Here is a 17,207-nt window from a genome sequence, read left to right on the forward strand (position 1 = left end):
GAAAGGAGATCATAAATCATGGACAAACATCTAGGTAACCAACCTAGCAGCAGGTAACCAACCCACTATAAAACGACGGTTTTATCAGCCAAAGTTCTCGGTATGAAGCGCCATAAGTAACTAATCGGCATTGATAGTGAGCAACCTAACGCAATTAACTGAATATGCAGAGTCCTACCTTTCAACTAAGAGTATGACTCTTGGCTTTTTTCTTCAAGTAAAATTAGTATTGAATTTTTGCCCGAAATTTTCTATTGAGCGGGAACGAAGAATTATTATTAACCAAATAACATCGTTTCAAAACTTTGAGAATATAAGAATAGGATCAATTAAGTCAATTATCAGTTGCTACGATTCTCTCGACTCATTCGTTAACCAAATCTGTAAAACAGCTCACTAGGTTAATGAACTAACTCTTTACATTTGAAATCTTGCCTAAAGAACTAAACCTTTTATGTTGATTTTACACATTAATATCCCAATATTATCCCCAAATTTACACCAACCTAATATAATACCCCCTGTACAAAGTAATTATGACGTTATCTTTGACAGGAGGTATTTGTTGAATGTTACATAAATGGGAAAACAATCATGTTTTGAGGGTTCGACAAGCTAAACGACAATTTCTGGTTTTCGTCTCACTAACGGTTATCGGTGGATCATTACCATTAATCACAAATATTGGCACCTCACGAGCGGCAACAACATCAGCTACCACTTCAAGTGCCACTGATGAAGGCAATTCTGTCCCGTCATCTTCAAGCGATTCCGGTTCAGCCACCACCAACACAACTTATGAGCCGACACAGGTCACCATTCCCAGTGCCACAGATCCAACAAGCATCCCCAGCCACCAATTGAGCATTGAGGCAGTTTCTTCAAAACCTAATACTATTAAAGCTATTCTTCAAGTGACTCGGCCACAGGCTTTATGGAATCAGTCTAAAACCAAAAAGATTAGTACAGTCAAACCAGGGAACTATCATGTGAAAATCAATTCAGCAAGCCAAACAACTGATCGTCATTCACTGGTTTATTTGACGATTTCCAAAGGTAGTCGGCATGAAAGCGGCTGGTTATCAGTGAGTGCCTTACCAAATAATATTCGCAAATTACTGAAGAATACCCCTGAGTCGGATAGTCAACTTTCAAAAGTTAGCCAAGCATTTGACGAGTTACTTCAAAATGATTTAAAGACTAACAATGCTACTAATTCACAATCTGACTCCGCTATTTCGACTGCAGCCAAGAAAATGCTGGCAAGTTTCAAGCCTTATTACCAAAAGCCAACCGAGTCGAATTACCAAAACCTTGAGGATCATTATGACAGTTTGCTGGGAAACCAGTTATCACAGGAAGATTTGAAAAATAATGTCCAAACGATTGGCTACCATGCTGATTTATCAGGGGATCCCCAAGTTGTGGCTCAAAGGCTATTTAACGCGTTTTTGTCCCAAAAGAAAGCAATTAGCTCCTCATCAACTGGAAAAATCACGAAGTCTGGTAGTGATTTTCAATTAATCAATGGCCGAGTGGTTGGGCAAACAATACTGGAAAGTCAAAATCAAAGTCAGGAAGCTCCCAAGACGGTCACTGTTCAGACTCCGGTGAAAACCGTTACAGTTAATTAGCCAGTTGTTCAATCGACGAGTTCAAGTACTTCAACCAGCCAGTCGGCAGGGTCTTCTTCCGGCCAACCGGGTGATAAGTGGGCAGCCATCGACAGTAAGGTGACTCCACTTTTGCAAGGACAACACATTTCAGGCCGAGTGGCTATCGTTAAGAACGGGCAGTCACATTCGATTAATGTCGGCAATGCAACAAGTGCCGTAAAAAATGCCGATGAGAATGTTGTTTTCCCGTTGGCTTCGTTGCAGAAGGTGATTACCGGGGCGATTTTTACCCAGTTAGTGAATGAAACTCATTCAAAGTTAAATCAGAAAGAAATGCTGAGTGATTATTTCCCAAAGATTCCGAATGCCGATAAAATTACCATGCGTGATTTATTGGATCACGTTTCAGGAATTGATATGGATGAATTAACACCGCCAAATGTCTTGAGTGAAGATGACGCCATTCAATATACGATTGATAATCTGAAATCAGGGCAGCCGGAACAGAAATTTGATTATACCAATGCCAACTATACAATTTTGGCAGGTATTTTAAAGAAAATTGCCAATCAGAGCTACGAGCAACTGGTGAACACTCGGATCATCCAAAAATTGGGCCTGAAGCATACATTCTTCTGGGATCAGAAGCCCAATAACGCGGTTGTGGCTGAAAGTGCTCATTCAGATGGCAAACAGGATAATCAAGATCCGGCATTTCCATCCCAGGCCTTGTTATCATCGGTGGTTGGCGCAGGCAATCTATACAGCACCCCTGAAGACTATCTAAAAATTCAGCAGGGACTTGAAGACGGCCAAATTCTGATTAAGGATGATTACAACTATTTAGCCTATTCAGGGCACACATCACTTGGTAATAATGGTTATCATGGTGGCTTGTATCATGAGGATGATAATCAAAAGTGGGTTCGGGGAACACTTTCAAATACGAGTTATGAAAATGGCATGGACATGGATGAGGATAATCAAAACGGGGTCATTCTGTTTACCAATCAGCATGTTAAACCCGAACCGACGAACACATTGAAGGGATTGGCGGAACAGATTAAGGAGATTGTTAAGACGACTGATTGAAGGGTAACGAAAATAATAAATAATTATTAACAATGGCATGCCTACTTTCCAGAAAGGCATGCCATTATTGTTCGGTGAATCTAATTTACGAGAAATTGATAATCTTCGTAATTGAAAAGATCAATTGCGAGTAGGGTAAACGCATAAGTTAATTACAGCTAAGTAGACCGTGACTATAAACTGTTATTGTTTAGATGTAAACAATTACCTTTAATGTATTGATGCATTGATATATATATATGCTATTATGAAATTGTAATAGTACTGTAGTTATAAAGTGCTAAATTTTATTGGGGGAGTGGTTTATTTGAGTATAGATACGCATCGCGGATTAAAGCATTTATTTAAAATTGCTTTGTTATCCGCAACTTTTTTTATGTTTGGAGCGACATCCCTGGCGACAACTGCTAGTGCAGATGACCCGGCTATATATACTAATAAGGGATTTGATACTAGTCAGACTTGGCCAACGACTGACAATGTTTCGTATACAACGTGGTTAGAGGTAAATGGGCAATCAGGTCCCTTTGCAGTTTCAAATTCGCATCAGCCTAATAGTAATGCGATTATTGATACTAAACAGATAAATTCGGCAACGGTCAGTCAAGGTGTTGAGCTGATTAATCATCAGAGCACATCTCAACATGTAAACTTTTCAATCATGTTGCCAACAGCGTTTAGCGATACATTTGTTTTGGGTGCAAACTGGAAAGAACAGTTTGCGGAGCAAGGGATAACAGAAGCTCCGAATGAAGATAGTCCTGATCAAGGGATAGCATTTTTCCCTAAGGAAAACAGCTCTCGGGAAATAACAAGTTTTCACGTACAAGGAGACTTGAAGGCACATCAGGATTTGAAACTTAAGTTACCACTTGCCATTTCAGAGGCAGCTACAATTAATATTAATACACCATCTATAGAAATGGACATGTATTTTTACGATAGTACTGGTTCTTATGATGCATACACGTACGCTAGATTCGGCAATGTTGTTCGGGACAGTGATGGCACAAGCCCATTGGATAGCACTGGTCGTTATGTTGCGTACAGCAGGGATTCAACAAAGCGAGCAATATTACTTCCTAATGATATTCAGCAACTAATGCCACAAATGAACAAGAATGACATTAAAATCAATAATTTTCTTTCAGGCAATGACCCAACTGATTATCAGAATGCCAGCGATAGTCAGTGGTACACGGGTGGTAAATATTTTCTTCAACTAGATCGAATTCAGGAGGCTGTCCGTAATAGTGGGTATTCAGTACTACCGTCAAATGAGAATTTATCCAAATATTATGCCTATTTTAACGTTGGAAGTGCAGCAAAAGACGTTTATTATCCGTCTACAAATAATGAATTTAAAGAGTTTGATCTTTACGGAAAAGATGGTTACGGCACAATTCCTGTTGAATTACGACAGGTTATCAAAGCCAATCATGATAATGTTACACTGCCGATTGGCGCAAAATGGAATCCTTATTCTGATGTAACTGTTTATGCTCATGATGGCAGCCAAATCAGTTTGCCAAACGCCGATGTGACAGTGGCAGGTGCCCCGACAGATATGACTAAAGATGGTACTTACCAAGTGACCTATACTTATACGCCAGATAAAGTTTCAAAGACCATTACCGTTGTTGTTGGTAAAGGCAGTGCAACTGGTGGCAATACAGGTGGAACGACCGGCTCAACCACATCAAACACCACAAATAATGGTTCGACAGGTGACGTCAATAATAATTCGAATAATTCAACAAATACTGGCTCGACTTCAACAACTACAACCACTAAGCCTTCAACATCTGTTTCTAATGGAGGCAGTAACATTGCTGTAAAAGGTGAAGCGGTTTATGCCACCAAGAAGATTGGCTTGTATAAGAATATCAAGTTTACCAAAGCTAATCGAATCGCTTGGTATCCTAAGCAAAAGCGGGTTAACCGTCCAATGTTTGTGGTCACTGGTTACAAACGTGCTGCTAATGGTGCTTTGAGATATAAGGTCCGCGATGTGAACCATGGTCGCAAGACGGCTGGTAAGACAGGCTATATCACCGCTAGTCGGAAGTATGTGGTTCCTGTTTACTATGCAAGTGTTCCAAAATCTAAGAAGATCACGGTCATCTCTCCTAAAGGTGTCAATACTTACAAGTCAGCTAATTTAACTGGCAAAGCCAAGCATTATAAGAAGGGGGTTCGTTTAACTGTTAAGAAGTTGGTTAAGCATAATTTGACCACTCGTTATCAATTAAGCAATGGCCACTTTGTTACCACCAATAAGAAATTAGTTATTGCTGGTAATTATTAAGCGTCACAAAGCTTCATTAATAGGTTAACCTAAAAAGGATTCTGACAAAAAATTGTTGGAATACTTTTTGCGTTGAGAATGAGTTTGCTCCTTACAATATTGACATTTTTTCAAGTTAAACAAGTTTGACAAGAATATGCTTAAACGCATAATCTTGTTAGAATTTTTATTAAAAAGTCATTGAACAGCAGCGTTATGTTTTTTTAGAAGATGGGTTAATCAGAGCTTACGTTACTGTGCCAACGCAAATAATTTAGTAGGGGGATAATATTGTGTGTTTAAAAAGGAAAAACACGACGTTGATTATCAGGGTATTGATGACTTTCATTATCAGCATTAGTTTTATGAGTTTATCAGCACATGCTGCTGGTTATAATGGACCGTTTTACAATAACGGTGATCAATTTGTCGTTAATTCAGGTATAAAAGCGACTGTAACACTGGCTAGCGAGGATGCCGCTGGTAATCAGACGGGGGAAGGTTTTCCAACGTCTTCGATGGGGACGACTAATTTACCCATTGATTATAATCGGTGGGAGAGTACCAATAGCAAGAAGTTTTCAGCCAATTTGGTGATTCACAATGATTCCGGTTCTCCACAAACGGTTAATCAAATGATTGGTTTGTCCAATTTGTCAGCTACTAATGGTGTTTATATCAATGATGCGGATAAAAAAGCAGTCATTTCGGATGCCAAAACATTGACCGGTAAAGTGGGAACGGTTCGAATTAGGGTTGGCGGTAATTTATATACATTTCATTCGTCAACTGATGACGATTGGAATAAACTAGAAAGTGATAACTGGAATAGTGGTTTTTCTATCCAAATCAATACACCCGATGGCTCTCACGGAAGCGATCTTGCAAACAATGATTCCATTTCGCTTAAGATTCCATTGACTGTAACGGATCCTAACAATAAGGACTTTACTAATGTTACAGTGTCACAATTTAGTTATAATGGCGATTATGCAAATCCTGTTCTGCAACCGACCTTCGTTAAAGATATTAGGAATACGGTGGCCAATAAGCCATACTTAGTAACTAAAATGTTGTCATCAGATCCGCAACATCGAATATATCAAGTGTTACCTGACGATGCTCAGTCACTAGTCCCAACGTCAACGGATAATCCAATCATTTTTGATCCGTTTAATGTTGGTTATGAGAAAGCGGCAGCCAATCAAGCAACAATTCCAGCTTTTAACACTGGTGTGTTTTACATTAATAATCGACCGATTTTTAAAACCGTTTCTCAATTTGGTTGGTCAATGGAATATGTGAATAATAATCCAACCGATAACGTCATGCTTCCGTACTATACTTATAGTCGGCCGAATAATTCAAGTGATAACCCAACATCGTTTATTGACGAGCAGGGAAATCCACTGCCTTTAATTCCGAATAATTACGCGAGTTATGTCTCTCTAAGAAAGGTCCTTGATGCTAAGAATTGGACCATTCATGTTGGAGATAAATTTGATCCTAGCATAGGGTTTGAAAAATGGACAACTAAATCTTCAACAATCACCGATTTTGATACAGCTGTCGCTCACAAATTACAGGTCATTCAAAGTGACAGTAATCCAGTTAATACAAATAAGGCTGGTGTTTATCCAGTTACCTTTAAAGTCCCTGATGCAACATTCCGGGGTAGTAATGAGACCCAGTACGTTTCCAAGACGGTTAATCTGACAGTATTAACGCCAAATTCCTATGTACTAAAGGGAAGCACAACTGGTTTTTCCTTAAACCCAGCTGAATACTATGTCAATGTGATGTATCGGGATAGTGCCAATAATCCGCATACGTTTACGGTTAATAATTTGTCCGCAGCTGATTTAGATATTGAAGATAATAATGGTAATCTTAATCCCGATCAAATGCGACCTGGTCAGGTCTATAAAGTTATTTTAAACAATTCAGGGAAAGCTAAAGTTGAACAAGCTATTCGAAATGTGGCCGGGAATGTAACGATTGATTCCGCCATCAATGATGCTTACTTTACTTATGTAGCACCTGCTAAAAATACAGTTGTTGCTAGTTTAACGGGTTCGTCAAATAATAAAAACGCGTTAGATCCTAGTGATTATAAAGTTACCTTCACTGGTGACCCTACTCATGCTGCGTATACGCCAGTTAACGGTGACCTTCAGCTAGAGGATGATGATGGTAATGCTGTCACTAAACCTGTGGCTGGAGAGCAATATAATGTGGCACTGACAACTGCTGGAAAGAATCGAATTGCGACTTTCTTTGATAAATCAGTTCATCTGATTTTTAGTGGTAAAGGTGTATTTATTAAACCAGTACCAGGCGTTACACCAACGCCAACACCATCCACAAATGACGGTAGCTCAACTAATGGTAGCCCATCTACGCCGATTGGTCCTGCCACACCTTCAAAACCAAACAGTGGCAACAATTCAACGACAACTACAACCAAGCCTTCCACTTCAGTAGGTCCTAATATTGCCGTTAAAGGTGAAGCCGTTTATGCTACCAAGAAGATTGGCTTGTATAAGAATACCAAGTTTACTAAAGCTAATCGAATTGCTTGGTATCCTAAGCAAAAGCGGGTTAACCGGCCAATGTTCGTGGTCACTGGTTATAAGCGTGCTGCTAATGGCGCTTTGAAATATAAAGTTCGCGATGTCAACCATGGTCGCAAGACCGCTGGTAAGAAAGGCTATATCACTGCTAGTCGGAAGTACGTGGTTCCTGTTTACTATGCGAGTGTTCCAAAATCTAAGAAGATTACGGTCATCTCTCCTAAAGGCATCAACACTTACAAGTCAGCTAACTTAACTGGCAAAGCTAAGCACTATAAGAAGGGGGTTCGTTTGACTGTTAAGAAGTTGGTTAAACATAATTTAACCACTCGCTATCAATTAAGCAATGGTTATTACGTTACTGCAAACAAGAAACTGATCATTCAAGGGAATTATTAAACCGAGATAAACTTGATTATCTTGTTGATTCAATAGATAAAATGGTATTCAAAAATATCGTGGAGAGTTTTAAAATTGCTTTGTTGAGAAATAATCAGCAACCAATATATTTTTAATTTAAACAGGCACCACATCTTAGACTGAAGATAAGTCGGATGTGGTGCCTGTTTATTACTAAGTCCATTTCACGAGAACATGATAACTTTTGTAATTGAGAAGATTAATTGCCGCTAAAATAACGCATATTTGATGACATGCTTTATCAGATTGTAGCGATCAGACATTGTTATTTAAATGATTATCCTTGTTGTATTTATACATTGATATATATATATGCTATTCTTGTACTGTAATGGCACGTCAGTATAAGGGGTGCTAAAAATTATTCGGGGGAGTGATTTATTTGAGTACAGATACACATCGCGGATTAAAGCATTTATTTAAAATTGCTTTATTGTCCGCGACTTTTTTTACGTTTGGAGCGACTGCGGTAGCAACAACTGCTAGTGCAGACGACACATCGGGTGTACCAGCTGTTTACAATGGGAAAAATCCGCAAAGAGATATGGTGACAAATGTTTCGAGTGATGGACAGACTCAGCCACAACAGTATTTTACATCTTGGTTTAGTTTGGCTGGTCAGGATTCTAATTATACTGGACCAACGACTGGGAGTAATCCTAATTCGATTTTGAACCTTGACGATTATACAAAGGATCCAAGTTCTTTGTATGAACATCTATTAATTAAAAATGATTCTAACAAACCAATGAAATTTTCTATTGATTTATGTTTACCGCAATTTTGGCGCGGTAAACCTACGGTAAATACAAACTGGCCGGTTTATGGTAGCGACAAAATTGCTACTCCCACTGCTGGTAGCACTACTCAGGGATTAGACGTAAAATATTCTTCGTTTACTAAATATTATATTCCGCAAGAAAATGTTACTGCTGCAGATTTACAAGATCTTGGTAAAATCAGTGTTGGTGGTACTTTACAAAGTCAGGAACATTATCAATTAGACGTTCCTTTAAAGTTGATAGATCCTGAAAATATTGAATTGGATGATTTGCTTAATGGCGCAAAATTTAACTCAGTCACCATTAATAATCAATCTAATGGGTATTATGTCGATCATGTGAGATTTGCACGTGGTGTCAATGCTTACAAGCAACTTGGCATTAACGGTACCAATAAATATGTGGTTACTTATCGAACTAATGATAAGCCTGCAAAATATTATCATGCAGCCGATATTCAAAACTTAATGCCGGTTATCAAACCAGATGATACTGTTGTTAATGACTTTGGCGGATACGATCCAAAAAACAATGATTTTCCGTATATATATACCGGTGGTGGTAATTTCTTCCTTAATTACCAAACAATAAAAGATATCAATGGTAATAATTTGGTTCAGACATTTCAAAATAATGGTTATGCGGCACCCTACAATGATAAGCTTGGAACGATCTTTCCATACTATGCTTGGAGCTATATGAATAAGATCAATGATTCCGGTTCAACTAGTGAGGGTGACTGGGGAAATATGGATGGCATTAGCAACTATGGCATGCAAATTGTTAAAGTTATTGATGTCAATGGAATTAACGATCAGGATCAACTATTTCTTAATCCTGGTGCAAAGTGGAATCCAATGGATAATGTCAAAATCTGGAATCCACAACAAACGTACCAAGAGCTATTGCCTAACGCAAAACCAACTGTTACAAGCACTCGACCATTGAATGCCGATGGAACATTGAATACTAATCAAACCGGCTCATTCGATATCACTTATAACTATCCGTTTACATATACAAACGGTAATAAAGTGACATTTAAGAAGACGATTCATGTTATTGTTGGAAATAACTCTGGTGGTGGTACAACTACAACTCCATCAGATACTACTGGTTCCTCTAGCAGTAGTACAACTACCGGTTCTTCTTCATCAACATCTAGTTCAAGCAGTTCTACACCAACCACGACAACGAAGCCATCTACTTCAGTAGGTCCTAATATTGCTGTTAAAGGTGAAGCCGTTTATGCTACCAAGAAGATCGGTTTGTATAAGAGTACCAACTTTACCAAGAGCAAGCGAATTGCTTGGTATCCAAAACAAAAGCGAGTCAATCGACCAATGTTTGTGGTCACTGGTTATAAGCGTGCTGCTAATGGTGCTTTAAGATACAAAGTACGTGATGTTAACCATGGTCGTAAAACAGCTGGCAAGAAGGGTTATATCACCGCTAGTCGGAAGTATGTGGTACCTGTTTATTACGCAAGTGTACCAAAGTCGAAGAAGATTACGGTCATTTCTCGTAAAGGCATCAATACTTACAAGTCAGCTAACTTAACTGGTAAAGCTAAGCACTACAAGAAGGGGGTTCGTTTAACCGTTAAGAAGTTGGTTAAGCATAATTTAACTACTCGTTATCAGTTAAGCAATGGCCACTTTGTTACCGCCAATAAGAAGTTAGTTATTGCGGGTAACTATTAGAATTTTCACAACTCTTCGAATGAATATCAAAAGAAGGATTTCGACAAAAATTGCCGGAATCCTTCTTTTTGAATTTTGAGATTTAAATTGATTGATCAAGGAATTTAAAAACTTAGTCGGAAAGGTCGCAAATGTGCTGCTAGTGATAATCGCTGCTGTTACGAGTTCTTATCGCTTAGCCCAATTGTAATAAAATGTTGGAAAATCCGATTTTTAGTAATCTTGCCAACAACCTTTTTGTGGTCATTTTTAGCAACAACCGGTAGCGAATCAACTTTTCGATCTAATAATAATTTGCCTGCATCGATGATTGGCATATCTGGTGTTACGGTAAAAATATTGGGCATACGTGTCATCACCGTGCTTGCAAGCGTTAATGAGGCGTTTGTATTGTTTAATGTTGCTCGCAACAAATCTTTGCGGGAAATCAATCCCACTAGATGAAGATGATTATCGACCACGTAAAGTGACCCAACATCTTCAATAAAGAGCGTGTTAACAGCTTCAGTTAACGTAGCGGCTTCTTCAATTTCAGTTGGTTTTTGGAGAATCTCTGAAATGGGTGTTTCAAACAATTGCTGGTAGTTCAAAACTTTCTTGGGTGATTCATCATATGTGTAACCAATTTTAGGCTTGGCATCCAGAATTCCAAACGCCGTTAAAAGTCTTAAATCTGTTCGAATTGTCGGCATACTGAGCTGAAGTTTGTCGGCAATCTTTTTGCTGGTGATTGGCTGAGCTGTTTTAACAATACTAATAATTTGTTCCTGTCGCGGGGTTAATTCCAACGTCATCGCTCCATATTTTAGATTAAATTATCCATAATAGGATAAATCACAAATTCATCATACCATAAAATGATTTAAGTAAAACGTCTTATTGGTTTTAGATAAGTTAATTAAAATATTTTTTTGTGGCAGCAAAATGGTATTGGAAAAGTATTTAGCGCTCACAGAGAGAAACGTTCTTTTAAAACGTCCTTGCATTATTAATACGTCTCATATATGATTATGGTGCTTAATAAAATGTTTCAATAAGCTAAGAAAGGGCGTAATAGAATGCAATATATTTACACATTCAAAGAAGGCAATAAAGACATGCGACGCTTATTAGGAGGAAAAGGGGCTAATTTAGCGCAAATGACTAATTTAGGTCTCCCTGTTCCGAGCGGTTTTACAATTTCAACCGAGGCTTGCAATGCTTTTTATAAGAATCATAATCAGTTGAATAATGAAACTTTAGCCCAATTAAAAACGGCTTTGGATCAGTTAAGCCAAAATGTTGGTAAAAGCTTCAATAGCCTAAGTAAGCCATTACTGGTATCGGTTCGCTCAGGGGCTGCAATTTCAATGCCAGGGATGATGGATACAATTTTAAACATTGGTTTAAATGATCAGACAGTGGTCGCACTTGCCAAAATAACGGCTAATGAACGGTTTGCGTATGACAGTTATCGCCGTTTATTGGCCATGTACGGCAATGTGGTTGAAGGCATTTCTGAAGCAACCTTTGATACTGTGATCGAAGATATGAAACATCAAAATCATTATCAATCTGACTTGGATTTGACAACAAATGATTTAAAACAAATTGTAAGCGAATTCAAAAAAGTTTATATTAATAAGTTGCATCATGAATTCCCACAAAATCCCACTGAGCAGTTATTAGCCGCCATTAACTCGGTTTTTGAATCATGGAATAATCACCGGGCAGAAGTTTATCGCCGTGAAAATAATATTCCCAGTGATTTGGGCACAGCTGTTAATGTTCAAATGATGGTCTTTGGCAATGCAGGTAAAGATTCTGGCACCGGGGTTGCTTTTACCAGAGATCCAGCGACCGGTAAAAAGCATTTATTTGGTGAATATTTACTGAACGCTCAGGGAGAAGACGTGGTTGCTGGAATTCGAACCCCACAGCCGATTAGTACATTAAAAGAAGCAATGCCACACCTTTATGCACAATTTGAAGCAATTGCGGCTAAGCTTGAGTTCTATTACCGAGACATGCAAGACTTGGAATTTACGATTGAAAACGGGAAGCTGTACATGCTACAAGCCAGAGATGGTAAGCGGACGCCAACCGCCGCTGTTAAGATTGCGGTGGACATGGTTTATGAAGATTTGATTTCTAAGCAAGAAGCGCTCATGCGAATTAAGCCGGAATCTGTTCAATCAATCTTGTATCCCGAGTTTGATGAGAAGGATCTTGCTAATCATGACTTTGTTGCTAGTGGCTTACCAGCTTCTCCGGGTGCTGCAACTGGGCAAATCTATTTTACCGCCGAGGCGGCTAAGGCTGCCCATGATGAGAAGCAACAGACCGTTATCCTTGTTCGCCAGGATACTTCTCCGGAGGATATTGAAGGAATGGTGGTTAGTGAAGGCATTGTCACTTCACGTGGCGGCATGACTTCTCATGCGGCTGTCGTTGCTCGTGGAATGGGAACGCCAGCCATTGTTGGCGTTAACGAACTGCAAGTTGATTATCAAAAAAGAAGTGCAACGATTTCAGGCCATCAGCTACATGAAGGAGACTGGCTTTCAGTTGATGGCACTCAGGGTCATATTTATATTGGTCAGATTAAAACTGCTGATACGGTTGTTAATGAGAACCTCTCAACGTTGTTAGGATGGGCAAAACAGGAAAGCCATCTTGGGGTTTATGCTAACGCTGATACTCCGGCAGACTTCTCCCAAGCTCTGAGGTTTGGCGCCGATGGAATTGGATTGACCCGAACTGAGCATATGTTTTTTAAGCCGGAGCGACTGCTTGAGATGCGACGGCTAATCATCGCTGAAAATGCTGAAGCAAGGCAGTTGCCATTAAAGCGATTATTGAAAATGCAGCAGGGAGACTTTTATGAGCTATACAAATTATCAGCCGGCCGGTCGGTAACAATTCGATTGCTTGATCCGCCACTTCACGAATTTTTGCCGCATGATGAGAAAGAAATTCGCAAAGTGGCGAAACAACTGGATGTTACGCCAACGTATTTGGAGCAGCGGGTTGATTCTTTGAAAGAATTGAATCCGATGTTGGGTCATCGCGGAGATCGATTAGCAGTAACTTTTCCAGACATTTATCAAATGCAGGTTGATGCCATTATTGGTGCTGCACTGCAATTGTTGGATGAGAATGTGATCATTGAACCGCATATTATGATTCCATTAACGGCTTTGAAGTCTGAAATGAGCTGGGTTAAGGATCTGGTTGTGAACCGGATTGAACAACTTCTGGTGAATAAAAATGTTCGTCTTGAATACACGGTTGGAACAATGATGGAGATGCCACGGGCTTGTTTAACTGCCGATGAGATTGCGGAAGTTTCAGATTTCTTTAGTTTTGGTACCAATGACCTGACCCAATTAACATTTGGATATTCACGGGACGATGTTGGGTCATTTATGCCAGAGTATATTAAACAAGGCATTTTACCAGCTGATCCATTCCAAACTGTTGATGTTGATGGCGTTGGTCAGCTTATGAAGATGGCTGTCGAAAAGGGGAGATCCATTAAGCCACAATTACCAATTGGTGTTTGTGGTGAAATTGGTGGCGATCCTAAGTCAATTGAATTCTTTGAGCAAATTGATGTTTCGTACGTTTCGTGTTCACCGTTTCGAGTACCGATTGCCCGGCTGGCGGCCGCTCAAGCATCTCTGAGAAATAATCGGGTTGTTTCTCAAACAGTGAGTGTCAAATCAGTTAACTAATCTGATGATAGTGGTTGTCCTTTAAAGAGGATGATGAATGATACGTGCAATCAAATATACGGTTACCTTAAATGGTGGACTGGTTTTTGGTTTAAAGACGGTTCGCAAAAATAACCAGTTCAAGTATTAAATGTCATCCTCAGAATTTATTGGACGTAGATGTCGGCTGTGGTGTAATTGGTTTCTACGCTGAGGTAACAATATGGTAGAGACAAAATAAGATATCAGGTTCGCGATGTCAATCATGGTTGCAAGACAACTGGCAAGACCGGTTACATTACTGCCAGCCGGAAGTATGTGGTACCGGTTTATTATGCTAGTGTTCCAAAACCGAAGAAGATTACGATTATTTCTCGTAAGGGTGTGAATACTTACAAGTCAGCTAGTTTAACTGGCAAAGCTAAGCACTATAAGAAGGGCGCTCGGTTGACCGTTAAGAAGTTGGTTATTGTTGGTAATTATTAGAGCTTTCGTGGGTTGCGTGTGAATAAAAATAAAAGGATTCTGACAAAAATTTGTCGGAATCCTTTTTGTGTTAGGAACACGTAACCATTAACGGAGAGATAAATATTTCATTTTGTTAATTTTTCGTAGCACCTTATCCAGTTTATCCACGGTATCAATCCGCAAATGAGGTTATTCTGCAATTGACCATTTGTTATAAAAGCCATTGTTTTTGCCATACATCCTAATTGTAGTTTGGTCGGTGGCTTTGGTACTTTAAGAATTTTTTGTTTTCGATAGGTCACACAATTCATTAAAATTCAGCATAAACAATTTTACCCATTAAGAATCGACAACTCAGTGGCATATTCATATGAAATTAATTGCCCAGTCTCATTTTCCAACCATGCTTTTTCTTCATGTGAAATTTCGGAAACGGATTTAGTTGACAAATTACCGAATTTCTCAGCAACAGCGTTTAAAGTAGCCAGCTCATCCTCGTTAAAAAGGGAATGATCAGTATCTTTATTGGCTTGGTAATAATTCCATTGATACTGCTGAAAACTGGTTACGTCTTCATCAATTAAATTGGCGCTTTCCATGGAAGCATACAATAAACTGTACTGATTAGGAACTGGACCATGCGGTAATTTAGCATACGAAGCACCGCTTATAGAGACAGTATGATCGTTAAAGTATTTAAAATCCGAATAAAACATTAATTTGTTTAGCTTAGTTTTAGTTAACTTCGGTACCTTGTTCACAAAGAAAAGAACCATGCTGGTAAATTTTTTTAAATCAAACTTGCTAAAGCCTGAATACTCAGTAAAATTTGTATCAGCAAAATATTCGTTAATCCCCTTGTCAATAAGGTCTGAAGCCTTATTTGGGTTTGATTTCCTGATGCTTTGTTCGAAGGCTTTTCTGCCTCGTTCAGTCATCTTGCTTTTAGTGTTTTCATACAAACGATTAACGAAACTTGAATCATCCGACTCTAGGCTTTTTAGGAATTGATCGTTAGCCGTTGATGGCAATGCGCCCGTTTCATAAGTTGCAATGGTCGTTGGACTCCATGCTAGAAGGGATGCAAAGTCCCGCTGATTAAGACCAAATTTATGTCTCAAAGCTTTAATCCGGCTGGGACTAATCACGTTATGATTGGCACGGTAAACATCTAAAGCCTGATTTACAGCCCGATTGTCCAGTTCTTCATCAAAAACTTGTTCATTGGTTTTGCTATTAAATCGTGTTGGGGCATTAACTATAATCTTTTCACCCCGAATTGTATAAATTTCATCAATTGACTTTACATAAGTTGTTTCCATAAAAATCATCTCCCCTGCTTAGTCATATAACGACTCATGGAAAGAAAGAACTTTCGCGTGACCGTTGATTAATTTTAATTTTATGTACAACTTGCGTTCAATAACGCCATTTTTTAAAAACACCCAAACATATTCACCCGAACCATTGCGGTCAGCTTCCGGTCCCCGCACATAATCCTTTGGTGTTAGCCCCAGCAAAACAATTTTAATGGCTTTTGCGGGCATTTCGGTCATCTGTGCGTAATCTGCTCGGCGTTCAACGATTTCCCAATCACCATGCGACAAAGCTTTTTTGAAATCAATTAAGAAGCGGGTGATGGTTTGAGTACTTGCTTTTACCATTCGATTCCTCCGGCTATTTATATATATAGAATATCATTGCTACAAAATTGTAGCAATGATTTTGGCCTTAATATTGAATTAATTTCCATTAGTGATAGTAATTTATTAATCATTGGACTGAAAAATTGGGGGGGTAGCCGTTACAGGGCGGATGATCACACGCAACGTAATGATCAGGACTTTTGCGGCTTTGAAAATTACTAATTTTTTTCGAATAAGAACGATCATCCTTCAATCGTTATACTATACTTGAATCGTAATTAAAGAATCAATTGGAGAAAGTAAGGGATAATACTGTGAAAAAACATTTAATATTACTGACAACGTTGGCGTTGGGGCTGCTGTTCTTTGCAATGCCCATTGGGACAAATGCTGCGTATTTGAATGGAAACGGCTATGCCCGTGAGGCGACTCATTTAGTTCGGGCAAGAAAGACAGTCCGGGTTTACCGGGTAACAACCGGAAACAGTGAAGCCAGCAATCGATTTCATTTTGCCGGCTATTTGCATAAAGGATCAAAAGTCTTTGCTTCGGGATATTTGATGAGTACCGGGGGTGGCCGGGTGATTAAATCCAAGTACCGCTATTATCATAATTACCGAACATTCTTTTTCGTCTTTGGCAATCATTGGTTGACTTCAGTTCGGTAAACCGGATATGAACCATTACAAGAGAATATTGATATTTGAAGACCAAGGAGATTGCGTCAATCAATTTCTTGGCCCTTTTTATTGCTCATTAAGTGGATTCACTGTGAGAATAGTAAAAAGTGAAAACGCCATCATAGTTAGTTTAAAAGGAGATATAAAACTGTTACACTAAATGTAAAGGGGTTAACTTTTATTAATCAACTTTATTTATAATTAGCATTAATGATTACAATTGTTGAATGTGGTTTCAAAGTTGT

At 38.9% G+C, this 17,207-nt stretch carries 10 protein-coding genes and 1 pseudogene; 8 read left to right on the forward strand and 3 right to left on the reverse strand.

Features of this window, described 5'->3' with window-relative positions:
* Positions 1 to 569: 569 nt before the first annotated feature.
* The 5 genes and pseudogenes from FC85_RS02725 to FC85_RS16055 all read left to right on the forward strand — a co-directional run bounded on the left by FC85_RS02725 (position 570) and on the right by FC85_RS16055 (position 10,473).
* Positions 570 to 1,634, forward strand: a complete 1,065-nt coding sequence (locus FC85_RS02725) for a hypothetical protein (RefSeq protein WP_057864032.1) — start codon at positions 570 to 572, stop codon at positions 1,632 to 1,634.
* A gap of 99 nt (positions 1,635 to 1,733) precedes the next feature.
* Entirely contained in the window at positions 1,734 to 2,708 is a 975-nt protein-coding gene (locus FC85_RS02730; RefSeq protein WP_225427576.1) for a serine hydrolase domain-containing protein, read from the forward strand.
* A 307-nt stretch (positions 2,709 to 3,015) separates the two neighbouring features.
* Positions 3,016 to 5,016 (forward strand): DUF5776 domain-containing protein, encoded by a 2,001-nt coding sequence (locus FC85_RS15385; RefSeq protein WP_147008521.1) that lies wholly within the window; start codon positions 3,016 to 3,018, stop codon positions 5,014 to 5,016.
* A gap of 2,474 nt (positions 5,017 to 7,490) precedes the next feature.
* Positions 7,491 to 7,967: pseudogene (locus FC85_RS16290) on the forward strand (DUF5776 domain-containing protein); the annotation flags it as partial.
* A 403-nt stretch (positions 7,968 to 8,370) separates the two neighbouring features.
* Positions 8,371 to 10,473 carry a DUF5776 domain-containing protein gene (locus FC85_RS16055; RefSeq protein ID WP_225427575.1) on the forward strand — a complete coding sequence of 701 codons (2,103 nt, stop codon included), beginning with the start codon at positions 8,371 to 8,373 and terminating at the stop codon, positions 10,471 to 10,473.
* A 158-nt stretch (positions 10,474 to 10,631) separates the two neighbouring features.
* Here FC85_RS16055 and FC85_RS02750 read toward each other — a convergent pair whose 3' ends face one another.
* Positions 10,632 to 11,261 (reverse strand): helix-turn-helix transcriptional regulator, encoded by a 630-nt coding sequence (locus FC85_RS02750; protein ID WP_057864034.1) that lies wholly within the window; start codon positions 11,259 to 11,261, stop codon positions 10,632 to 10,634.
* 270 nt (positions 11,262 to 11,531) lie between these two features.
* On the opposite strand from FC85_RS02750, the gene ppdK reads away from it, so the two are divergent.
* On the forward strand, positions 11,532 to 14,189 hold the full coding sequence (gene ppdK, locus FC85_RS02755; RefSeq protein ID WP_057864035.1) for a pyruvate, phosphate dikinase: 2,658 nt from the start codon (positions 11,532 to 11,534) through the stop codon (positions 14,187 to 14,189).
* A 297-nt stretch (positions 14,190 to 14,486) separates the two neighbouring features.
* Positions 14,487 to 14,654, forward strand: a complete 168-nt coding sequence (locus FC85_RS16245) for a DUF5776 domain-containing protein (RefSeq protein WP_307726100.1) — start codon at positions 14,487 to 14,489, stop codon at positions 14,652 to 14,654.
* Between the two features lie 314 nt (positions 14,655 to 14,968).
* On the opposite strand, the gene FC85_RS15395 is transcribed toward FC85_RS16245, so the two are convergent.
* Both FC85_RS15395 and FC85_RS02770 read right to left on the reverse strand, forming a co-directional pair.
* Positions 14,969 to 15,958: a type II TA system antitoxin MqsA family protein gene (locus FC85_RS15395; protein ID WP_225427574.1), complete on the reverse strand. Its 990-nt coding sequence runs from the start codon at positions 15,956 to 15,958 to the stop codon at positions 14,969 to 14,971.
* Positions 15,959 to 15,976: 18 nt separating this feature from the next.
* Positions 15,977 to 16,300 carry a type II toxin-antitoxin system MqsR family toxin gene (locus FC85_RS02770; RefSeq protein WP_057864036.1) on the reverse strand — a complete coding sequence of 108 codons (324 nt, stop codon included), beginning with the start codon at positions 16,298 to 16,300 and terminating at the stop codon, positions 15,977 to 15,979.
* Between the two features lie 296 nt (positions 16,301 to 16,596).
* Here FC85_RS02770 and FC85_RS02775 point away from each other — a divergent pair, with 296 nt between their 5' ends.
* Complete coding sequence (locus tag FC85_RS02775; protein WP_057864037.1) at positions 16,597 to 16,950, forward strand: hypothetical protein; 354 nt, start codon at positions 16,597 to 16,599, stop codon at positions 16,948 to 16,950.
* Positions 16,951 to 17,207 lie beyond the last annotated feature (257 nt).

This window comes from Lentilactobacillus diolivorans DSM 14421 (assembly GCF_001434255.1).
GTDB lineage: Bacteria > Bacillota > Bacilli > Lactobacillales > Lactobacillaceae > Lentilactobacillus > Lentilactobacillus diolivorans.